Raw genomic sequence first — 21,759 nt, forward strand, 5'->3', positions numbered from 1 at the left:
TATGTATATACACGTATGCTTAATATAGGTTATAGAGTTAAAAGCCAAAAAGTTCGTTGACATGGTTAACATCAAAAAAGCCCCGCAAAAGCGGAGCTGTGCGTATGTCGCAAAAACACTCAACCCATGTCGAGTGCGTGGCGTTGATAGAGTTAGCATAGATTATTTATAACGGATGCGTGATTTTATAAGAACACGGATGTGTGTTTCAAATTCCCTCTGGCGGATAGTCCGAGGGGATTTTTTACATTCAGAGGAATCTTACTCTTGTGTATAAGTGGTATTGATCAAATGCGATAAGCAAAACAGGACCTGAATCCTCATACACTACAGAACCGATGCTGAATTTGAAGAATTAAAGAAACAACGAATGTAGAAATATCGTAATAATCGACTTCATGTTACAATTACTGAATTAGTAAATCTTATAGTAGAAGGGAGGATACTCAAATGGCATTAGGCGTATTGGGGATCATATATATAATTTTAGTAGTCATCGCAATAGGAATTCAAACCGTATTATATAAAAGTAAATCCAATAACAGTATCATTATAATTAATATGTTATTTGGCCTGCTTTTATCCTACCTAGCATTTACAGCTTTTCCTACAGATTTTGCCATGCAGAGAGCACTAGCTATCGCAATGGGCATTGTAGCTATATTGGCAGTTGTAATAAAGTTCAGAACTGAAGAGCTTGTGTTATTAAGTAAAATTGCCCTCTCAATTTCTATCGTAGTTAGCTTAGCGTTATTATTGTTATAAGAAATTTTATACTATGAATAGTAATGAAAGAGACAAGATGCCATGTAAATAGGTGTCTTGTCTTTTTCACTTTTTCTACCGTAGTAAAGTTACTTTTGATTATTTCATATCTGTACTGTGAGTTGTATGTGTGGACTCCATTTCCTCCGCAATAGCTTTCGTTTCATGTACCGTACCGTGCGGATGATTTGGCGGTGCATAAATAGTATATAATTTGATGGGTACAGTACCTGTGTTCGTTAAATTATGCCAAGTTCCAGCTGGAATAATAATACTATCATCATCCTGAACGTGCCTCTCCAAATCTACTTGATCCTTTCTACGCCCCATCTGAACAATTCCATGCCCCTCCTCGAGTCGAATAAATTGATCGACGTGGGGATGGATTTCCAAACCAATATCCTCTCCAGGCGCAATACTCATGAGTGTGAGTTGCAAATGGTCACCCGTCCATAATACAGTGCGAAATGTTTGGTTTCTTTTTGTGGCCTCTTCTATATTAATCGTGAAGGGCATAGGACCAAAATCTGTTGGATTACGGTGTGTTAGTACAGGTGGGATATCAGCTTGATTCAATTGCCGTAAAGGGAACGTATGGAAACAAGGAAATACATATAGTGGCTGATACCAACATGTAAATATGAAATTTGGCATAGGTTGATTGATTGAACTCATCCTTTCTTTACGTTTTCATCATAGTATATGTCTTAAAATTCTATTTGTGTTCAACAGAAGTAGTAGAGAGCAGCTAAACCTGTAGTGACTAATATTCACAAAGTAGTCATATGTAAGCGGTTCAACTTTGTATGATTTGTGAAAACCTTCACAATTTGACCAGAACGCATACTAAAGATAGTATACTAAGGTTAATAAGAAAAGTTGGTCATAGATTCTCGCCTTGTGAATCTAAATACAACCAAAAAGGAGACTGAACAATATGTGGGTTATCACATTGTTCGAAACAGAAAAAGTACGGATCTTTGAATACGCAGAGAAAGCAGAAGCTACGACTGCCATGGAGAAGCTCAATGAGTACGCTGTTTTATCCTATACAAAATAAAAATTACTGAACATACGCATAGTTAATATTAATGAATGATAAAAAGCGAAATTAAAGGGAGACTGACAAACATGTGGGTAATTACATTATTTGATCAAGCGAACGTACGAATATTTGAATATACTGAGAAGATAGAAGCCATGAATGCAATGAAGAATTTCAGTAAATATGCTGTTCTTTCTTACACAAAATAAGTAGTTATTACTTTGACCGTAGCGTAACTCGCTGCGGTTTTTTACATATAAATTGAATTAAAGCATATCTGATTAAGGGTGTCAGTTCGTATCCACTGTCGAAGGATGTAATTTCATGTTGATAAAAAAATAAAATTAATTATAAAAAATATGCATAAAATGAATAATAGTAATAAGAAAACGTTTGCAGTCACAAGTATGACATATGTAAGCGTTTTGATTTTGAATGAATTGTGAAATGCTTCACATACCACTTTCTTTTGTTGTAGAACAGAGTATGATAAGAGTAACAAAAGAAATTGGTTAGCCCATTCCTCTTCGGAAATAAGCAGCCAAACAAAAAGGGAGACTACACAATATGTGGGTTATCACATTGTTTGATGAAGCAAACGTAAGGATCTTTGAATACGCTGAAAAAGCAGAAGCGAAAAGTGCAATGAAAAACTTTAGCAAATACGCAGTACTAACATACACATACTAAGTATCAATTTTTAACAATAGAATACCAATACGAATTAAAAGGAGACTGACAAACATGTGGGTAATTACATTATTTGGTCAAGAAAACGTACGAATTTTTGAATATGCTGAGAAGGCAGAAGCAACTGATGCCATGAAAAACTTCAGCAAATACGCAGTTCTTTCATACACGTACTAAACTTCAGATTTTATGGAAAGAATAACCATACAAATTAAAAGGAGACTGGAAAACATGTGGGTAATTACATTATTTGGTCAAGAAAACGTACGGATTTTTGAATATGCTGAGAAAGCAGAAGCAACTGATGCAATGAAGAACTTCAGTAAATACGCAGTTCTTTCATACACAAAATAAATTCAAAACATCATCCCGTAGCGATTCAGCGCTACGGGTTTTTTATGCATGTATTTTGTTCATTAGGGAAGAGTATTCCCTCTCAGGCAAACGACTATGCTAGAATACGACTATATCAACACTGATGTCGGGCTTTAAAGAAGGGAATTGTATGTTAAGTGATTTGAATACATTTTTACAACGATGGATCGCCATTTTAACACCACTCAGCTTAGTAGTGGGTGTACTGTTTCATCAAGCAGGAGAACAGCTGTTATTTATCGTCACGTGGTTGTTTGCATTCATGACATTCGTGGGTAGTCTAGGTATGAATGTGAAAGAAGTGCGTATGGTAGGCAAGCATCCAGGAGTTGTGTTAATGAGCATCGCATTCTTGCATATGATCATGCCTGCTTGGGCTTACTTTTTATCTACCGTCTTTTTTGATGATCATTTACTGACAGTCGGCTTCGTATTGGCAGTTGCTATACCTACAGGTGTTACAAGTGTAATCTGGGTAACCATTTCAAAAGGGAATTTACCATTATGTTTGTCCATTATTTTAATTGATACGCTATTAGCACCCATCGTCTTACCAACGATTATTCACATTGTCGTTGGAGAACGTATCACAATCGATAATATGTCATTGATTTTAAATTTACTATGGATGATTGTATTACCTACGATAGTAGGTATTGCATTAAATGAATTATCGAAAGGCAACGTCCAAAAAAAATGGGGACCTCGCTTAGCACCGTTTTCTAAATTGAGTCTGTTTGCGATTGTTGCGATTAATGGTAGTGCGGTAGCACCTTATGTACAGAAGATTACGCTAGAACTTGTTGGTATTATTGCTATGGTACTTTTCATTGCGCTAACCGGCTATGCCTCAGCGTTATTGCTGGCACATCTACTTTGGAGGGATCCTGTCATTGTCACGACATTCATGTTTGTTGGCGGAATGCGTAATATCGCAACAGGTGTAGTTATCGCCACGACGTTCTTCCCAGCTAAAGTGGCAATGCCAGTCGTTTTCGGTATGCTATTCCAGCAAGTACTTGCCTCTTTATACAATAAATTGGGAGACTGGTATGGAAGACGTCATAGTAGGCTAAATGAAATAGGGTAAAATAAAACAACTGCTGTATTCTGTTTTCAGAATACAGCAGTTGTTTTATTTTTTCTTCTTATTTCTTGGCCTAGATCCAAACTCTGCAGAAAACTCTTCTGGTGAGTGGCCTTCTGGATGTTGATTATTACTATTGCTAGCTTCTTTGTTTTTGTTTTCATACGTACTCAGCGGATTGTGCGTCCGTTCATTCATCGTTTTCTTACTATTTTTATTCGACATATTCGTCCACCTCCTATCGACTAGGATGAACAAAAGTCGAGGTTTTATGCAACAGCTTGCGATATCAATAACTATCTGAAAAATGGTATCATGACTAAAAGAAGAGGTGAACTATGCGGAAACTATGTAGATTTTTAAAGTTACTCGTTATCAGTGCACTCTTTATCGTCATAACAGGATGTTCCAATGAAGAAAGCGTTAAGAATGAAGAACTTAAGCAAGAAAATAAACAAAAAGAACAGAACAAGCAGGCGCTGATTGCCATCCGCGACGCTGCTGAAAAAGGACAGCTTCCGAATCAACAGTGGGAAGTAGGGGAAACACCCTTTAGAACCGTTCAAGAGCAGTTGGGCGAAGCGGATAAAATTGAACGCGATAGTAATGGGATATATGCGATGTATGAAAAACAACAGCTGAAACTTCGTTTGACTGAGAACAATCAGGTATATACATTACGTTCATTGGATTCAACAGTTGATGACATAACACTTTCTCAAACCGAGGAAGTGTTGGGAACAGCAGATGAACTAGTGGTTGAAGAAGGTAAACCGGCTTTTGTGTATGAACTGAATGACGAATATCAGTTAACCATTATATTTTCCACTTCAGAGAAGAGTGGAATAATCGAAGAAGTTGCTGTTGTTCATAAGCCAAGTGTGGAAGTTCAGAATGTATTGCAGAAGATGATGCTAGATGAAAAACTTGGTCAGTTACTATTGATAGGCGTGCAAGGACCACAGCTGGATTCGGTAGCCAAGACATTGATTCAGGATAAACATGTGGGTGGCATTATTTTATTTAAACGGAATTTCGAATCGGTGTCACAGTCGTTAGATTTGATCAATGATTTGAAACAAGCCAATACAAACGCCGATACGCCATTGTTCATTAGTGCAGATGAGGAAGGTGGACGGGTTACCCGATTACCGAAGGCGCTTGTGAAAACACCTTCCAATCGCAAAATCGGACATGTTGAAAATGGGAAATATGCTTATGATGTCGGTGAGTTAATCGGACGTAAAATGAGTGCGTTTGGCTTGAATATGGATTTTGCACCTGTACTTGATGTTGACAGCAATCCGAATAATCCAGTGATTGGTGATCGCTCGTATGGTGCTGATGTGCAGTTAGTCAGTAAGGCAGGAATTCAGCAAGCGAATGGAATGATGTCGCAACATGTCATTCCTGTCGTGAAGCATTTTCCGGGACACGGTGATACGAGTGTAGACTCACATATTGATTTGCCAGTGATCAAACATAATAAGGAGCGACTGCAGAAAGTAGAATTGCCTCCTTTTAAGCGAGCTATTGATGGTGGAGTAAAAGCAGTAATGGTCGGCCATTTAATTGTAGAAGCCTATGATCCAAAAATACCTGCTTCATTTTCCAAAAAGATCATTCAAGACTTATTGCGTGATGAATTACAGTTTGATGGTGTAGTCATTACCGATGACTTGGTCATGGGGGCCGTTGGTAAGAACTATGCGATTGGAGAAGCGGCAGTTCGATCCATTCAAGCCGGAGGAGACATATTGCTTGTTGGGCATAACTATACGCCAGTAAACGAAATACTAACCGCATTACAAAAAGCAATTGATGAAGGAACACTAACGGAAAAACGAATCAATGAAAGTGTTGAAAGGATATTACTGCTAAAGCAACAATATCAAATAAATGATGTTCAAAAGGACAAAGTAGATGTAGAGAAGTTGAATCGACAAACGATGGAGCTTATAAAAAAGATTGAAGCGAGAAATTAATCAGTAAGGGGTGATCGCATGGAAGAACAAGTTCTTTTACTTCATGGTTTTAATAAAACTTCCCGGGACATGCAGACGTTGTCCAGCCATTTGGAACACTATGGCTTTCATTGTCGGTCACTCGATTTACCGTTAACCCGTCATGAATTCGATCATTCTTTTTTTCTTGTGGAAAAAACTTTATTCGATATGGCATTACAGAGAGAATCGCCTATTCATCTGGTTGGACATAGTACGGGTGGTTTACTAATTCGAAAAGTATTGCAGGAAACCGATTGGATTGATTCAATTGGTCGCTGTGTACAAATTGCTACGCCGAACCGAGGAAGTCAGCTTGCACACGTTGCGAGTAAAATCAATGGCTATACCGAATACTATAAGACGCTGCAGTCCCTAAATGCAGTGTATATTGAGCAGATGAACCTACCAGATATCAGTCCCGTTTCGATTGGTGCAATCGCAGGAAACCGAAATCATTTATGGCTCGGAAAATTACTGTCAGGTGAAAATGACGGAAGAATAGAGCTGAATTCAGTACATTATCCAGGGCTATCTGATTTCATTACGTTGCCTTATGGACACAAAGAAATCCATCATCAGAAAGAAGTTGCTGAATTGACGGCACGCTTTTTACAGTTGGGTCATTTTTGATAACTGGTTTTCTTTTTGAAAAAATTCACAATGCTTCTCCCCTTGTAATATTCACTTTGTTGGGCATGCTATTGCTGAGGGAATAAGGAGGATGAATGGATGAACATTAGCGAAGAGTTAAAAAAGTTGAAGGCGTTTCGCTGTGATGACCGTTGTGTGCTATCAGTATACTTGAACACGAATCCTGCAGATCCTGAACAACAGCAAGCTGCATGGAGAATTCATTTGAAGTCTGGATTAAAGAGGCTTGATGAATACCTCGTGGCGTCAGGAAATGAAAAGGAATTATCTTCATTTCGTTCATTGAAAGATAAAGTCATGAAGGAAATTGAAGATAAACAAAATGATTTGGCAAAAGGGGCAATCATTTTTGCTGCTGCAGATCCTGAAATTTGGTCAGTGCATTATGTCCAAGTAGCAGTGAAAACAAGCTTTCACTGGGAAGAATGTGCAATGACTGATGAATTGGAGTATATGTTAAAAGCATATCCAGAAGCGGGAATTATACTCCCAAGTTACAGCGATGTTCGGATTTTAGATACGGCAATGGGGAGAGTCCATGATGAAAAGGTCTATGAATTCGATTCGGGTCTTGATGTCTGGAAAGAACAAAAAGGGGTTAAGTCTTCCATACAGCGCGGAGTAGGAGGACATACAGACGGTTTTGACCATCGTTTGAAAGAGAACTTAGATCGTTTTTATAAGGATATGGGCTCTGTGGTAGGGAATATGAAAAAGAAGCGCGGCTGGAAAGAAGTGCATGTGGCAGGGGAAGCGGAATTGGCCAAAAGCTTCGCGTCTATTTTGAGTGAAAAGCCACAAAGCTGTATTCATAAAAACTTCGGTAAAGCAAATAACAATCACGTCATCCAAAAAATCTTCGAATCCCGATAATGTAAAACAAAAAAGAATGTCCTTAAAATGAAGCTACTTCATTAAAGGATATTCTTTTTTGCGTGGTTTTAAGAGCGAATGGATCTATGTCCTATATACGCGGCAGTGCGTAAAATACTGTTGTCTTTGAATACAGTTTAATTCCAGTAGTTCAAGATCAGATGCGAATTTAATTACAAATCAAAATTAAATATGCCGCATAAGTAGTATTATCCGCTTGCATAAAAAAGCTCCCTCTTCATACCTGTTTATCAAATCCAATTTCAAAATTACTTTTAAACCTTCTCGCTAAACAATAAAAACTAAAGTAATTTCAATATATTAATAGTATACTAAGCTGTACAGAAGGGGGTAATGGCATGGGAAGAGGTAAAAAAATAACGCTTTGGGCGCTTAGTATACTGTCAATCGTAGCAGTACTGATCGCTATATTTGCAAACGCTTACATTCTTAAATCAAAACCACTTGAAGCGGGAGAGCATGAAGTCACATTCATTGAACAAGAAGTAGTTGTTACACGTGATAAGAATGGGGTACCGCATATCAATGCCGCTTCGGATGAAGACCTATATCGCACACAAGGTTATGTCCAAGCGCAAGATCGTCTATTCCAAATGGATTTAGCACGCAGGCAGGCAAGTGGTCGCCTAGCGGAAGTCATCGGCGACAAGGCGGTCGATACGGATAAGCTTTTCCGCACATTCAGTTTGAGAAATGCCGCGGAAGCTTCATATCAAGGCTATGGCGATCACGCAAAAGAGGTACTCGGTTGGTATGCAGAAGGAGTCAACGCATTCATTGAGGAGTCTAAGGCTGAAAAGAAATTATCCTATGAATTTGCACTTCTTGGATATGAACCTGAAGAGTGGACACCTGTCGATTCATTAACAATTGGGAAGTATATGGCGTATGATCTCGGCGGGAGGTGGCAACCACAAGCATTCCGGCACTGGGCAATTAATGCATTCCCAGAAGAGAAAGTGAAGGATTTATTCCTTACGTATCCGGAAAACGCAGAATCTATCATGACAGCAAATAAAGAATATAACGTGGAAGTGGCGGGACGTTTTCTACCAGAGCTATCGCCACCTGAATTCAATGGCAGTAATAACTGGGTAGTATCTGGAGAAAAGACCGCTTCGGGTAAACCACTACTAGCTGATGATCCGCATTTAGGACTAAGCACTCCATCTATTTGGTATCAAATGCATCTGCAATCGCCTGAGCAAAATGTGGAAGGGGTAATCTTTGCTGGGATTCCAGGAATCATTTTAGGCAATAATGAAGACATTGCCTGGGGAGTTACTAACGTCGGACCGGATGTGCAAGATCTGTATATTGAAGTTCCGCATCCAACTGAAAAAGGTCAGTTCCGCTACGATGGAAAATGGGAACAGGCAGAAGTGCGTGATGAGACGATCAAAGTTAAAGATGGTAAAGATATTCCATATGAAGTAATCGTCACGAAACATGGTCCAATCATTTCAGATGTCATGTACAAAGAAGAAGATCCAGATGCATTATTTTCGATGCAGTGGACAGCACTGGAACCAACGCTTGAACTCGAAGCGATCATGGAGATGAATAAATCATCGGATTGGCAGAGTTTCGAGAAAGCATTGGAAAAATTCCATGCTCCTGCACAGAATTTTGTCTTTGCTTCAACGGACGGCACAATCGCGTATAAAGCGAACGGTCGGATACCGATTCGAAAACAAGGAGACGCACAATTGGCAGTGCCTGGAGATTCATCAGACTATGGGTGGGAAGGGTATATACCATACGATGAACTGCCACGTGTTGTGAATCCAGATGAAGGCTTTATCGCAACAGCCAACAATGAAGTGGTGAATGAAAGTTATCCATACCACATTACGAAGTTTTGGGCACAACCATACCGTTTCGAACGGATAGCGGAAGTGTTACGTGAAGGAGATAACTTCACTACAGACGATATGATGAAACTCCAAATGGATCAAAAAAATCTCTATGCAGCAGAATTTCTTGATTCCATGATTGGATCAGTAAAGAATAAAGACCAGTCAGGCGACTATAAAGACACGTTGGAAATGTTACAAAACTGGGATCAATTTGATTCGAAAGACAGCAGCGCACCACTGATTTTCCATAAGTGGATGAAGCAACTACAAATCGATATGTTCCGCGATGAAATGCCGTCGGATGTCTATGAACTCATGCCGGGAAAAAATCAGATTACAGATGAACTTCTACGCAAAGGTTATAACGGAGAAGAAAGCGTCTGGCTTGAAGAAAAACAAGGTATTGATCACTGGGTATACGGTGCATTCAGCAAGGCAATGAAAAACATCGCTAATGACTTCGGCGACAAACAGAAAAAATGGGCATGGGGAGATTTTCACAAACTTACATTCCCGCATCCATTGGCGAGTGCTTCACCTCTATTTGCAAAATTGTTAAATCCCGAAAAACAACCAATTGGTGGATCTAATATCACCGTACAAGCAGCCGCGTTTAAGGACGATGGCTCCGTCAATCACGGCGCATCTTGGCGTTTCGTCGCAGACCTAGACGATCTAACAAAAACATACCACGTCGTCGGGCCTGGGCAAAGTGGTCACTTGAAATCCAAATGGTTCCACGATCAGGCGGAGGACTGGGCACTTGGGAACTATCATGAAACGTTGATGAGCGAAGACATACCGGACGGTCGTGTGCTTACGCTGCAGCCGAAAGGAAAGTAATCGGAATTTCAAAAGGACTATCCAAAGAGCGGTGATGTTACTGCTTCTTGCGATAGTCCTTTTTTGTGTTGTGGTCGTTGCTCGAGTTTGGCTTGGTCATTGAAAGTAGTGAATGTCATGCTTTGGACCCGCGCAGGCACGTGGGGGATTGCCTACAGCCATAAGCCAACTAGCGGTGGGGCTGCTTAGCTGTCTCATGGCCACGGCCGACCCCGCAGTTGTGCCTGCGCTACTGAGTGGTTGACAAGTTCAGTTGTGGTTTATAAAGGATGAAAACCAGTGACTGGGTAGGATTATTCTTCGGTGTTTAAAAGTACGTAACGTTTGGTTTAGGTCGTTGCTCGACATTGGCTTGTGCATGGAAAGTAGTAAGTGTCATGGTTTGGACTCGCGCAGGCACGTGGGGGATTGCCTCCAGCCATGAGCCAACTAGCGGTGGAGCTTTGCTAGCTGTCTCATGGCCACGGCCGACCCCGCAGTTGTGCCTGCGCTGCTAAGTGGGAACCAAGTTAGGTTGTGGTTTATAGAAGATGAAAACCAGTGACTGGGTGATTCCCTTTTTTCCGTTTCGACATAGTCACTAACAAATAGATGGGATCGTTGCTCGAGTTTGGCTTGGTCATTGAAAGTAGTGAATGTCATGCTTTGGACTCGCACAGGCACGTGGGGGATTGCCTCCAGCCATGAGCCAACTAGCGGTGGGGCTGCTAGCTGTCTCATGGCCACGGCCGACCCCGCAGTTGTCCCCCCGCTACTGAGTGGTGTTCAAGTTAGATTGTGGTTTAGCAGAGATGAAGACAGTGGAACGGTGATACCTATCTTCGGTTCTGGAAAAGTACGTAACAGATAGATTGGATCGTTGCTCGTGTTTGGCTTGGTCATTGAAAGTGGTGAAGGTCATGCTTTGGACCCGCGCAGGCACGTGGGGGATTGCCTACAGCCATGAGCCAACTAGCGGTGGAGCTTTGCTAGCTGTCTCATGGCCACGGCCGACCCCGCAGTTGTGCCTGCGCTACTAAGTGGTTAGCAAGTTTGTTTGTGGTTTATAGTAGATAAAACCAGTGACCTGGTAGTATTCATTCCTTATTCTTGCAAAAGAAGAATCAGTACTGCCTTACACCCAATCTAACGGAAGCCATCCACCACCGCCGAAGTGGGGCCAATGCCCGTTCCACTTACTTTGCTAGTCAAACCACTACCTTTGCAAAAACGAGGAAGAGTAAAGGGTTCGCAAAACCACAACCTAAAACCGTATCCTACTTACTCTTACGAACACCTTCCCCATGTTTTGTAAAACGAATACCAGAACTGCCCTACACGCCATCCACCACCGCCGAAGTGGAACCAATGCCCGCTCCACTTACATTGCTAGTCAAACCACTACCTCTGCAAAAAACAAGGAAGAGAAAAGGGTTCGCAAAAACACAACTTAACATCGTATCCTACTTACTTTTCAAACAAATTATCCATAGGTTCGAAAAACAACAACCTCCCATGATATACTATAAAGATTCTAAACAACGCAACACTTATCGGAGGAATTGTCCAATGAAACATCTAGCAGGCGGTATACAATGGACCGTCTTTCTCATCGCCTCATCCATCGCAGCACCCATCGCCATCGCACACGTCTTCGGCATGGACCCAATCGCTACCTCGCTGTTCATGCAACGAACCATATTCGTACTCGGTATCGCCTGTCTGATTCAAGCATTCTTCGGACACCGTATGCCCATCAACGAAGGACCTGCGGGATTATGGTGGGGAATCTATGTAGTCTATGCTGGAATGATTGGCATCTTTTATACAACATCAACAGACGTCTTGCAAGCCTTGCAAAGCGGTATGTTATACAGTGGTGTGCTATTCATTATCCTAGCGGCTACTGGAATCATTACAAAAATGAAAGCACTTTTTACACCAGCCATTACGTTCACTTATTTAATGTTGTTGATCTTACAACTAAGTGGAACATTCATTAAAGGTATGATGGGCATAGAAGAAGTAGGAGATCATCTCGACCCCATCGTTCTGCTTGGAAGTTTTATTGTCTTGTTGATTACATTCATTACGATGGCTAATAAACGTCCGTCGATATCTAAATACGCTGTATTGATTTCGATTGCACTTGGTTGGGGAATCTTCCTGGCACTAGGGAAAACACCAGCGGTAGCGCGGGTGTCCGATCAACTGATCCAGCTGCCGAAAATGTTTGTTTATGGGAAGCCTGTCTGGGATAGTGGAGTACTCGTTACGGCAGTATTCATTACATTATTACTGGTAGCGAATATGCTTGCTTCTATTCGAGTCATGGAGCATTTACTGAAGGAATCTTTTCATATCCATCCACCAGATCACTTGCGCCAAGGAGCATTTGCTTCAGGGTTTATACATCTAATCGCAGGCGCTTTTTCTGCTATTGGTTCCGTACCCATCTCAGGATCTGCAGGGTTCGTTGGCACAACACGAATGCCATCTATTAAACCGTTCATTATCGGTAGTTCGTTATTGGTGTTGATTACACTGTTTCCAAGCATCATGGCCATATTTGCGGCATTACCTGCTCCCGTTGCATACGCTGTAACCTTCGCGATCTTTACGAAGATGGTATCGATGGCATTCAATGAACTAGATGCCGATCCGGAAAAAGAACGCGCGCGTCAAGCTGTAGCATTTGGGTTGATGGTGGGTGTGGGTACTATGTTCGTACCCGCAGAAAGCTTGTCTGAACTTCCTGCCGTTGTAGCTTCTACGTTATCTAACGGATTGATTACAGGAACGATTCTCGCCATAATTATTGAGCAATATATGATACGCAGAAGTAAAAGGATCACATACAATAAGATATGAAAAGCCAGACAGTATAAGCTGTCTGGTTTTTTCATTACTTATTTCTTTTATCTTCTGTTTCACGATAAACTTCTTTCAATGCGTCACGATATTCTTTACCACTCGAATTTTCCCGAGCTTTTGAAGCTGCTTCCGCAATGTCTTCAAACTCCATTCCCATTTCTTCGTTGATGGTTCCTTTGTGAAACAGGTGACGTATATCTCTGTCCATAGAAATCCCTCCTCGCCATAATATGTTGCGATTCGAGATAACTATACGTAATGAAGCCAATTTCATTAAAAGAAAGAGGATTCATTCGTAAACTGTCGAAAGAAGTAAAGGAGTAACACAATTCAGAATAGGGAGAGGATCTGCACATGAGTAAAAAAGTATTAATTCTAGGCGGAGATGCTGTAGAAGCGCTGGAAATTTTCTATCCGTATTATCGCTGTTTGGAAGAAGGATTTGACACGACTATTGCTTCACCGTCCGTAAAAAAGTTATATACTGTTACGCATGACTTCATCGACGGAATGGAAACGTATGTAGAAAAACCTGCTTATGGCTTGGATTCGCATATTGCATTCAAAGATGTCAATCCTGCAGACTATGATGCACTCATTATTCCAGGTGGACGCGCGCCAGAATACATTCGTCTTGATGAATCGTTACCAGCAATTGTCCGTCATTTCTTTGAAGAAGATAAGCCTGTGGCGGCTGTTTGTCATGCGGCTCAAGTATTATCCATTATTCCAGACCTTATGAAGGGCAGAGAATACACAGCGTATATTGCATGTAAACCCGATGTTACTGCAACAGGCGCTACGTATATCGAAAAAGATCTTCATACAGAAGGAAACCTCGTGTCAGGACATGCTTGGCCGGATCTTCCAGGATTAATGAGAGAATTTATGAAAATGGTCAATAAATAATAAAACACAAATCACATTAAGCTTCGCATCATACTGAAGACAACTCTAAAAATGGAGTTGTCTTCAGTTTTTTAGTAACCAAGAATAATGATGAATCATCTTAGTGAAATCCTGATTCCTTAAAAATCACTATAGATTTGCTATACTTTCACTAGCAACTATTCAAGGAGGAATTTCCATGACAAAATTATTTAGCCCTTATACTATACGTGACGTAGAATTTAAAAATCGGATTGCAATGGCACCAATGTGCATGTACTCTTCACATAATCAAGATGGAAAAGTGGAAGATTGGCATAAAACCCATTATGCAACACGTGCAGTCGGTCAAGTCGGCCTCATTATCATAGAAGCAACAGCTGTTCAAGCGCAAGGCAGAATTTCGAGTGAAGATTTGGGCATCTGGTCGGACGATCACGTCGAAGGATTAACAGAAATCGTACGTTTGATGAAGCAACATGGATCTCGTACGGGTATCCAACTGGCACATGCGGGAAGAAAAGCGACAGTGGAAGGAACGATTTATGCTCCAAGTCCCATCGCGTTCAATGAAAAATATAAGACACCGGCAGAGATGACAATTGCGGATATTGAAGAAACGATTGAAGCATTCAAACAAGGCGCAATCCGTTCTAAGGAAGCTGGTTTTGATGTCATTGAAATCCACGGTGCTCATGGTTATTTACTTAATGAATTCTTAACACCATTATGTAATCATCGAGAAGATGAGTATGGTGGATCAGCAGAAAATCGTTACCGTTTACTCGGGCAAGTGATTGATGCCATACGATCCGTTTGGGAAGGTCCGTTATTTGTCAGAATCTCAGCCGAAGATTATCAAGAGGGTGGCATGGATGCTTCACAATATGCAGAAATGGCTCGCTGGATGAAAGAGCAAGGTGTCGATTTGGTTGATGTGAGCACAGGCGGTGTAGTACCTGCAGCAATTCATCCGTTCCCAGGGTATCAAGTGCCTCATGCGGATATAATTCGTCAGCAAGCGAATATTGCAACAGGTGCAGTAGGGTTGATAACATCGGCGCTGCAAGCAGAAGAAATACTTCAAAATGATCGTGCGGATATCGTATTGCTTGCTCGCGAATTATTACGTGATCCGTATTGGGCGTATACAGCGGCTAAAGAACTTGGTGTCGAAATTGAATCACCTGTTCAATATAAACGCGGCTGGACGTTCTAATCACTTTGTAGTTTATGTTTTATCATCAAAGAAAATTAACTCTGCACGAATCTCTTCCTCGATATGTAAGATAGCGAATGAATAATGTGGGAGTTTCCGCTTATCTGTCGGGGAACCAGGATTTAGCAGCAAGGTTTTATTGATGTAACGAAGCATCGGAATGTGGGAGTGCCCGAAGATAATAACGTCTAGTGGCACTCCTTCAAATGCTTCAATTGCACGTTTTTCTGTAGTCTTTTTATCTCCATGACCATGTACCAAGCCGATTTTAACGTGTCCTACTTGAATCACTTGTTGCAATGGAAACTGTTGTGTAATATCCTCTTCATCTACATTTCCTGAAACTCCTTTTACCTCTGCGAATTCAGAAAGCATCTGCACAACTTCAATGGATTTCCAATCACCTGTATGTACGATCAAATCAGCCGTAGCACAATCTTTAAGTAACCGTGAAGGCAGAACTTTTCCTCTACCAGGAATATGTGTATCACCTGTAATGACAATTTTCATGATGAACCTCCTTGATTTGTAATTGCTTATAACATTTCCTTAATTGCTGCATAGCAAACAAAGAATCGGACATACTGTTGCTATAACGGGAGGCGATCTATATGGAAGACTATACATTTACAGATGCCGTACTGGCAGATTACAAAACCGGTATGGGCGCAATGAGCGAACAATTGCCGAAGTTAATGAAATCATTCCATGCATTTACGGAAGTAAGTTTTGAAGAAGGAGATATCAGTCAAAAATATAAGCAGCTCATTGCACTTGCAGTTAGTGTGTACGCTCATAGTGAATACTGCATTATTTTCCATACAAAAGCCTGTATGGATGCAGGTTGTACAGTTTCAGAAGTGCTGGAATCGGTCGGAGTAGCAGCCGCACTTGGCGGAGGAAGTGCTTTGAGCCAAGCAGTCACGTTGGTTATGCAAACGATCGATGAATTACAGGAAAATCCGAAACCTATACAATAAAAGAACGCCTTGTCGAATGAAATCGATGAGGTGTTCTCTTTGTATAAAATCGTAGTGTGTTCTAGGTCCCCATCGTATTCCGTATCTTGTATAAGTTGCTCTCGAGGAGTGTAAATAGTAAGTGAGAACCATTTCCTCCATATGTTTCATTCCGTTAAGGTGAGGGTAACGCATATACAGCATAGTTAGTTAGAGGGGGAATATAAAACATTGATTCAAACATCAAACCCGTTATTGAAAAAGGAAGACTTTACAGAACGTAATGATTTACCAGAATGGCTACTTAGAGAATATCAGACGTTCCATGCTATTGTGACGGACAAAACGTTTCCATGCTATTTTGGAATGGCTGGTGAAAATAAAGGTGAGTTACGCTATGCATATGTTTCTCAAAAGGACTGGTCAAACTTACCTCAAGCGTTGTCAGCATTTTTAAAGCTATTCGAAAATCCTAAGCATAAACGTCATGGATTATTTGTGTTTGTTGAGCCTTTTGAAGAAGAAGGTTCAATAGAAGAATATCGTCAGCAGTTTTGGGATATTCTGCAGTATGTGCATATAGAAGATCCGAAAGAATGGCCAGCTGAAGCACCACGTGACCCTGATCACTACCTATGGGACTTCCATTTCCAAGGTGAGCCGATTTTTGCTTTTGGCAATGCGCCTGCTTATAAACAGAGGAAGACGCGTGATCTAGGCAATGCAATGGTCATCGGTTTTCAGCCACGTAAGATTTTTAAAGGTCTAACAGGCACAGAAAAGGGTGGGATCAACTCGCGTGAAAAGGTTCGTGAGCGTGTCGAGGAATGGGATGATCTTCCGAAGCATCCGGACATTAGCCACTTCGGAGATCCAACGCATAATGAATGGAAACAGTCCTTCATTGGCGACGATTGCGTGCCACTAACAGGGAAGTGCCCATTTACGCATAAAGATATGTAAAAACAGACTGTCTCTGTAGTCGTGAACTCACGATTGCAGGGGCTTTTTTTAATATGGTTTAGTTCAAGTTAGAGTGCGTAGGAATAGTGAGTGAATTTGCGAGTAAAAGCGAAGCGTTAGGAGCACATCTTTGCACTAACTAACCACCGCAACACATTCTGTCTCAAGCAAGAGGGTTTTAAGAATAATCAACAGGGAACACTAAAGGAAACGAGTAAAGTGAGGGGTTTCTATGAAAAAACAAACGGCAGACGTAGAAGAACTCCTGTCATTTGCTGACGGGGCTAGCCAAACAGGAACATCATGGATCAATCAAACAGACTATGTTGGAGAAGAAGACATCATGTCAGACGAGGACCTAGCAGGCAGAGAACCTCTGCAACAACTTCGAATAATCGCAGAAACAGAAGGGCAAACAAAGTATTTCGAATCGCTTTTCTATACAGGTGCGGAACTAGAAGAGTTAATGAGTGAACTCGAACCGCTCTTCGAAAAATTCCCTAAAAAAGTGCTAAGTTCAGATGAAATGGATCAAAAAGTACAAAATACTATCAAATAAGAAATGAGGATCTTCAGCCAATATCGGCAAGAAGATCCTCATTTTTTACTCCAAGTACTGTAATATTTCTTCAATCGCAAGTTCGCCAGCGGTTTCCCAGCGACTCTTATCACGGATTTCTGCATCTTTATCTAATGGCTTTTGGAACTGATTGAATGAACCACTTATCAAAGAACTATCATCGTGTTCTAGTCCCAAGTTGACCACATGTTTGATCACATATGGTTTTTTGAACTTGATCGAAGTATTAAAATCATCCAATTCACCGTCATGTGCTTCGAACGGAACACGTAAATAAATCGTTTCGCCACCTTCTCTATGAAGAATGGAATCAAAACTACCTTTGTCATAATCCCAGCCACCGCCAAAATGATAACCGTGCTGATCTACTTTATCCCGTAAAGTCCCAAAGCACGCTAGTTTGCCTTCGATTGACGTATTTAATTCCAGCATGAAATCACTCCTTTTTATAAGCATTCCTTACTAGCAATTATTTATACATCACATAAAAAAAACACGGAAATGTTTCTAATTCTGACAACCGGGGTAAAAGTATCAACACGACGATGAAACGAATTTTACAAATAACTAACTAAAATACTAGGAGGAGATTTAAATGGGTAAGAATAGATATATTGGAATGTACTTTAATGAAACAGAATTGATGAACCGGGTGGACGAGCTGAAAAGAGAAGGATGGCCTGAAGATGATATTTATGTAGTTGTGAAAAATGAAGATCAGTTAACTATGGTGAGAAGTCGTACAGATGCAGAAATTAAATCAGCCGACGATTCATGGTGGGATCGTTTCATGGGATTCGTATCCGGAGAAGATCATGTACGTCGTATGGTAGATAGCCTAGAGTTCGGTACAGAAGATACAGTGAAGTATTATCAGGAAATTGAACAAGGCGGCATGTTGCTCTATGTTGATTCCGGCGAAGCAAACCGTCACTATATGGACAACACAGACTTCTACGGTAGAGATGGAAAAAGTACAGATGTGAATCTTGGAGCGAACGGGTTAAGCGTAACAGACCAAGAATTGAACGGCGGAGATCCTGCTTTCAGATTAAGCCAGACACTTCCTGATCAAACACTTAATCATCAAAATCATGAAGTAGATCCTGCAATTCATACGAATGAACGAGCTTTATCTGATGTGAACACAGAAGAAGAGAGTTTACGTTTGCATGAAGAACGTCTTCAAGTAGATAAGCATGAAACACAGCGTGGAGAGATTCGTGTAGAAAAAGAAGTAGTGGAAGAGCCTAGATCAGTAGATGTCAGTGTTTCACATGACGAAGTAACAATTGAACGCAGACCTGTTGTAGATGGTGAAATAGGTCATGAAAGCCAATACGGTAACGATGCGACGGCATTTAGAGAAGATGATGAAACGATCCGTATTCCGATTACTGAGGAACGCGTAGAAGTAACGAAGAAACCAGTTGTCACGGAAGAGATTATTCTTAAGAAGCGAGAAGTTGTAGAAAATGAAACAATCCACGAAACTGTGAAACGTGAAGAAGTACACTTCGAAAAAGAAGGCGAAGTAGATATTCAAGGTGACCAGTTGGACAAAGACCGTTTCTAAAATAGATGGATAGCAAACGCCTTGTCATTCCCTTTCTGCATAATGTAAGATAGAAGTAATAGCCAGGAAGGGGAGATGACATGTTTAAGCAACCAGGTATTGCCGCCGTGCTAAGTTTTTTCTGGACTGGCGTTGGTCAAATCTATAATGGACAAATTCTAAAAGGGATTTTACTTATTATCCTACAAGGAATCAACGGTTTACTTATGTTTGTAGGCATCGGTTTCATTACGTATCCAATTGTATGGATTTGGGGAATGTTCGATGCGTATAAGACTGCTGAACGTATGAACTACAATCAAAATCACTATAATCAACGATAAAAAATGTCCTCGCCGTTAGTGGCGGGGACGTTTTTGTTTACTTATTTAATTTCCAAGTAGAGTAATTAAGCGTCAATGCGAACATGACCCATCCAATATAAGGAACCATCAAAGCGCCTGCTGTACGGTCGATCTTATTGAATTCATAAGCCGTCATGGCGATTGCACCTAACATAATCGTCATCTCTACCAAAGCTGTGCCTCGTAAATTCCATTTAAAGAACAGGAAAGACCACAGGAAGTTCAGTCCCAATTGAACATCATATAATGGCTCGGCAACTTCCTTCAGCTGCGTTTGTTGCTTCATTTCTACGCGGTAGTTCGCTACCCCCATCATCGTATAGAGTGCGGTCCAAGCAATCGGAAAAGCGGCACCGGGAGGAGAGAATGAAGGTTTCTCCAACTTTGCATACTGCTCCTGTGTATTGCGGTTTGCAAAGTATCCAATGAGTGAGCCACCCACTACGGGAATCAACACATTGCGCGTAAGTTTCTTCCAATCTAGTTGCCCTTGTACTTTAAGTAATTCCAAAATAAAACCTCCTTTTCAGAAAGTTTTCCCCTTTCATTACTTACTAAACCGTTATTACATATTCGCTGAATACATCACTTCGCCTGCAACTATAGTTTTCGCTACTTTCACTTCAGTAATACGATCAACAGCCACGGTGAAAATATCTTCTTTCAGTACAGTGAAATCCGCGTCAAATCCAATCGAAAGAAGTCCACGAGAATCAGCTTTATCTATTGTAGCTGCAGCGCCTGAAGTAAATAATTGTACTGCTTCAAAACGAGTAAGTTTTTCATCAGGTAAATAACCTTCGTGCTGTTCAATCGGCAATCTTCTTGTGATGGCTGCATGTATGCCTAGTAAAGGATTGGGGTCTTCAATAGGTGCGTCTGATCCTCCGCCGCAAATAAACCCTTTGGCGAGAAGTTTTTTCCAAGCATATGCCCATTCTAGACGATCCATGCCAAGTCGATCTCCAATCCACGGGAAATCGGAAGGAACGAAAGCAGGCTGTATATCCAAAACGATTGGAAGCTTTTGCATTCTCTCTACTAAATCATCACGTAACAAGATGACATGTATAAATCGATCTTTTTTACCTACAGGTGCGGGATACTTTTCAATGACATCCAATGCCTTTTCAACTGCCAGATCCCCAATCATATGTATCGCAACAGCTTCTCCGTAATGTCGTGCCATTTTAACGTGGTTCTCTAGCTCTTCATCGGTTAGGACGGCTGTACCGACATTATCCGGTTGATCGGCATACGGTTCACTCAACAGCGCAGTACTGCCACCAAAAGCACCGTCAATAAAGAACTTCATCTCACCCGGTTCGATCCATGGTGCATTATAGAAAGCTTGATCATCCATTAACTCTGCAAACACGCTAAAGTGACGCAGTAAGTGAGCATGGAATTTACGATCACCACCGAGTACGGTATTAAAAGCTGTTAAAGGTGTTTGATACTGTCCGTAATATCCTAGGTCATCCGTTACAACACCTGTCAAACCAACAGATAGTAAGTGATCCACGGAAGTTTCCAACGCTTTCGTTACATAGTCCACTGTAGGATTCGGCAATAACTGGAGTACCCGTTGCATCGCGCCTTCCTTTAGCAATCCAGTGGGCTCACCATTTTCATCTCGTTCAATAACGCCATCATCAGGATCGGGTGTGTCTTTGGTGATACCAGCTAGTTCAAGCGCCTTGGAGTTCACAATAGCTGCGTGCCAACAAGTACGTTTCAATAGCATAGGTGAATTCGTTACAGCATCTAACTCATAGCGAGTAAAAATCTTCTTATCAGGAAAAACATTTTCATCCCAACCTTCTCCGATGAACCATTCATTCTCAGGCAATCCTTTATAGGCATTCAAAAGTCGCTCCATCATATCTTCTGAAGAAGTCGTATCGGATAGATCTAGGCGTAACAACTTCTCACCTTGCCCAATAATGTGCATATGGTTATCGATAAATCCCGGATAAACAAAGGCACCGTTCAAATCTATTTGTTTGTCGGCTTGACCTTTCAGTTCATCATAGGAACCAGTTGCTATGATTTTTCCGTCTTTCGTTAGTAAAGCATCTATTGTATGTCCTTCATTTTGCATCGTATAAAAGAGTGCATTAAACCAAATTGTTGTCATATAGAAATCTCCTTTTCTTTCT

General features: G+C 41.0%; 27 protein-coding genes. 20 read left to right on the plus strand and 7 right to left on the minus strand.

Going from position 1 to position 21,759, the window contains the following annotated elements; genetic code table 11:
* Positions 1 to 450 precede the first annotated feature (450 nt).
* Positions 451 to 765 carry a hypothetical protein gene (locus CSV76_RS14180; protein ID WP_099625976.1) on the plus strand — a complete coding sequence of 105 codons (315 nt, stop codon included), beginning with the start codon at positions 451 to 453 and terminating at the stop codon, positions 763 to 765.
* A gap of 99 nt (positions 766 to 864) precedes the next feature.
* Here CSV76_RS14180 and CSV76_RS14185 read toward each other — a convergent pair whose 3' ends face one another.
* Positions 865 to 1,419: a cupin domain-containing protein gene (locus CSV76_RS14185; RefSeq protein WP_198166235.1), complete on the minus strand. Its 555-nt coding sequence runs from the start codon at positions 1,417 to 1,419 to the stop codon at positions 865 to 867.
* A 283-nt stretch (positions 1,420 to 1,702) separates the two neighbouring features.
* Here CSV76_RS14185 and CSV76_RS17870 point away from each other — a divergent pair, with 283 nt between their 5' ends.
* From CSV76_RS17870 to CSV76_RS14190, 6 genes are all read left to right on the plus strand, one after another.
* The gene (locus CSV76_RS17870) at positions 1,703 to 1,825 is read left to right on the plus strand and encodes a hypothetical protein (protein ID WP_255406951.1); all 123 of its coding nucleotides are present in this window, start codon (positions 1,703 to 1,705) and stop codon (positions 1,823 to 1,825) included.
* Positions 1,826 to 1,896: 71 nt separating this feature from the next.
* On the plus strand, positions 1,897 to 2,019 hold the full coding sequence (locus CSV76_RS17875; protein ID WP_255396875.1) for a hypothetical protein: 123 nt from the start codon (positions 1,897 to 1,899) through the stop codon (positions 2,017 to 2,019).
* A gap of 358 nt (positions 2,020 to 2,377) precedes the next feature.
* Positions 2,378 to 2,500: a hypothetical protein gene (locus CSV76_RS17880; protein WP_255396876.1), complete on the plus strand. Its 123-nt coding sequence runs from the start codon at positions 2,378 to 2,380 to the stop codon at positions 2,498 to 2,500.
* 54 nt (positions 2,501 to 2,554) lie between these two features.
* Positions 2,555 to 2,677 carry a hypothetical protein gene (locus CSV76_RS17885; RefSeq protein WP_255396877.1) on the plus strand — a complete coding sequence of 41 codons (123 nt, stop codon included), beginning with the start codon at positions 2,555 to 2,557 and terminating at the stop codon, positions 2,675 to 2,677.
* 54 nt (positions 2,678 to 2,731) lie between these two features.
* The gene (locus CSV76_RS17890; RefSeq protein ID WP_255396878.1) at positions 2,732 to 2,854 is read left to right on the plus strand and encodes a hypothetical protein; all 123 of its coding nucleotides are present in this window, start codon (positions 2,732 to 2,734) and stop codon (positions 2,852 to 2,854) included.
* A gap of 151 nt (positions 2,855 to 3,005) precedes the next feature.
* Positions 3,006 to 3,965, plus strand: a complete 960-nt coding sequence (locus CSV76_RS14190) for a bile acid:sodium symporter family protein (RefSeq protein ID WP_099625977.1) — start codon at positions 3,006 to 3,008, stop codon at positions 3,963 to 3,965.
* A 45-nt stretch (positions 3,966 to 4,010) separates the two neighbouring features.
* Here the strand turns inward: CSV76_RS14190 and CSV76_RS17580 are convergent, their stop codons facing one another.
* A complete protein-coding gene (locus tag CSV76_RS17580; RefSeq protein ID WP_198166234.1) occupies positions 4,011 to 4,187 on the minus strand; it encodes a hypothetical protein in 177 nt (58 codons plus the stop codon).
* A gap of 113 nt (positions 4,188 to 4,300) precedes the next feature.
* Between CSV76_RS17580 and nagZ the strand changes: the two genes are divergently transcribed.
* The 6 genes from nagZ (at position 4,301) to CSV76_RS14225 (ending at position 13,065) form a co-directional block, all read left to right on the plus strand.
* The gene (gene nagZ, locus CSV76_RS14195) at positions 4,301 to 5,947 is read left to right on the plus strand and encodes a beta-N-acetylhexosaminidase (protein ID WP_099625978.1); all 1,647 of its coding nucleotides are present in this window, start codon (positions 4,301 to 4,303) and stop codon (positions 5,945 to 5,947) included.
* Positions 5,948 to 5,965: 18 nt separating this feature from the next.
* Entirely contained in the window at positions 5,966 to 6,598 is a 633-nt protein-coding gene (locus CSV76_RS14200) for an esterase/lipase family protein (RefSeq protein WP_099625979.1), read from the plus strand.
* Positions 6,599 to 6,697: 99 nt separating this feature from the next.
* Positions 6,698 to 7,492, plus strand: a complete 795-nt coding sequence (locus tag CSV76_RS14205) for a VLRF1 family aeRF1-type release factor (RefSeq protein ID WP_099625980.1) — start codon at positions 6,698 to 6,700, stop codon at positions 7,490 to 7,492.
* A gap of 359 nt (positions 7,493 to 7,851) precedes the next feature.
* Positions 7,852 to 10,215 carry a penicillin acylase family protein gene (locus tag CSV76_RS14210; protein ID WP_099625981.1) on the plus strand — a complete coding sequence of 788 codons (2,364 nt, stop codon included), beginning with the start codon at positions 7,852 to 7,854 and terminating at the stop codon, positions 10,213 to 10,215.
* A 610-nt stretch (positions 10,216 to 10,825) separates the two neighbouring features.
* Entirely contained in the window at positions 10,826 to 11,065 is a 240-nt protein-coding gene (locus CSV76_RS17385) for a hypothetical protein (protein WP_158232815.1), read from the plus strand.
* A 698-nt stretch (positions 11,066 to 11,763) separates the two neighbouring features.
* Positions 11,764 to 13,065 carry a purine/pyrimidine permease gene (locus CSV76_RS14225; RefSeq protein ID WP_099625984.1) on the plus strand — a complete coding sequence of 434 codons (1,302 nt, stop codon included), beginning with the start codon at positions 11,764 to 11,766 and terminating at the stop codon, positions 13,063 to 13,065.
* Positions 13,066 to 13,099: 34 nt separating this feature from the next.
* Here CSV76_RS14225 and CSV76_RS17390 read toward each other — a convergent pair whose 3' ends face one another.
* On the minus strand, positions 13,100 to 13,276 hold the full coding sequence (locus CSV76_RS17390) for a hypothetical protein (protein ID WP_157129935.1): 177 nt from the start codon (positions 13,274 to 13,276) through the stop codon (positions 13,100 to 13,102).
* A gap of 146 nt (positions 13,277 to 13,422) precedes the next feature.
* On the opposite strand from CSV76_RS17390, the gene CSV76_RS14230 reads away from it, so the two are divergent.
* Both CSV76_RS14230 and namA read left to right on the plus strand, forming a co-directional pair.
* Entirely contained in the window at positions 13,423 to 13,977 is a 555-nt protein-coding gene (locus CSV76_RS14230) for a DJ-1/PfpI family protein (RefSeq protein ID WP_085427124.1), read from the plus strand.
* Between the two features lie 178 nt (positions 13,978 to 14,155).
* Complete coding sequence (namA, locus tag CSV76_RS14235) at positions 14,156 to 15,175, plus strand: NADPH dehydrogenase NamA (protein WP_099625985.1); 1,020 nt, start codon at positions 14,156 to 14,158, stop codon at positions 15,173 to 15,175.
* 12 nt (positions 15,176 to 15,187) lie between these two features.
* On the opposite strand, the gene CSV76_RS14240 is transcribed toward namA, so the two are convergent.
* Entirely contained in the window at positions 15,188 to 15,685 is a 498-nt protein-coding gene (locus tag CSV76_RS14240) for a metallophosphoesterase family protein (RefSeq protein WP_085427122.1), read from the minus strand.
* Between the two features lie 101 nt (positions 15,686 to 15,786).
* Between CSV76_RS14240 and CSV76_RS14245 the strand changes: the two genes are divergently transcribed.
* The 3 genes from CSV76_RS14245 (at position 15,787) to CSV76_RS14255 (ending at position 17,656) form a co-directional block, all read left to right on the plus strand.
* The gene (locus CSV76_RS14245) at positions 15,787 to 16,155 is read left to right on the plus strand and encodes a carboxymuconolactone decarboxylase family protein (protein WP_085427121.1); all 369 of its coding nucleotides are present in this window, start codon (positions 15,787 to 15,789) and stop codon (positions 16,153 to 16,155) included.
* A 210-nt stretch (positions 16,156 to 16,365) separates the two neighbouring features.
* Entirely contained in the window at positions 16,366 to 17,097 is a 732-nt protein-coding gene (locus CSV76_RS14250; protein ID WP_085427120.1) for a YqcI/YcgG family protein, read from the plus strand.
* Positions 17,098 to 17,329: 232 nt separating this feature from the next.
* Positions 17,330 to 17,656, plus strand: coding sequence for a hypothetical protein (locus tag CSV76_RS14255; RefSeq protein ID WP_099625986.1), 327 nt, complete (start codon positions 17,330 to 17,332; stop codon positions 17,654 to 17,656).
* Positions 17,657 to 17,701: 45 nt separating this feature from the next.
* Here the strand turns inward: CSV76_RS14255 and CSV76_RS14260 are convergent, their stop codons facing one another.
* Positions 17,702 to 18,109: a YugN family protein gene (locus CSV76_RS14260; protein WP_099625987.1), complete on the minus strand. Its 408-nt coding sequence runs from the start codon at positions 18,107 to 18,109 to the stop codon at positions 17,702 to 17,704.
* Between the two features lie 163 nt (positions 18,110 to 18,272).
* Here CSV76_RS14260 and CSV76_RS14265 point away from each other — a divergent pair, with 163 nt between their 5' ends.
* Together CSV76_RS14265 and CSV76_RS14270 are read left to right on the plus strand one after the other, a co-directional pair.
* Positions 18,273 to 19,253 (plus strand): YsnF/AvaK domain-containing protein, encoded by a 981-nt coding sequence (locus CSV76_RS14265; RefSeq protein WP_099625988.1) that lies wholly within the window; start codon positions 18,273 to 18,275, stop codon positions 19,251 to 19,253.
* Between the two features lie 80 nt (positions 19,254 to 19,333).
* Entirely contained in the window at positions 19,334 to 19,576 is a 243-nt protein-coding gene (locus CSV76_RS14270) for a hypothetical protein (protein WP_085427116.1), read from the plus strand.
* 37 nt (positions 19,577 to 19,613) lie between these two features.
* Here the strand turns inward: CSV76_RS14270 and CSV76_RS14275 are convergent, their stop codons facing one another.
* Together CSV76_RS14275 and CSV76_RS14280 are read right to left on the minus strand one after the other, a co-directional pair.
* On the minus strand, positions 19,614 to 20,108 hold the full coding sequence (locus tag CSV76_RS14275) for a TspO/MBR family protein (RefSeq protein ID WP_099625989.1): 495 nt from the start codon (positions 20,106 to 20,108) through the stop codon (positions 19,614 to 19,616).
* A 54-nt stretch (positions 20,109 to 20,162) separates the two neighbouring features.
* Complete coding sequence (locus CSV76_RS14280; RefSeq protein ID WP_099625990.1) at positions 20,163 to 21,737, minus strand: amidohydrolase; 1,575 nt, start codon at positions 21,735 to 21,737, stop codon at positions 20,163 to 20,165.
* Positions 21,738 to 21,759: the final 22 nt, after the last annotated feature.

Origin of the sequence: Sporosarcina sp. P17b (assembly GCF_002743115.1) — a bacterium.
Taxonomy (GTDB): domain Bacteria; phylum Bacillota; class Bacilli; order Bacillales_A; family Planococcaceae; genus Sporosarcina; species Sporosarcina ureae_C.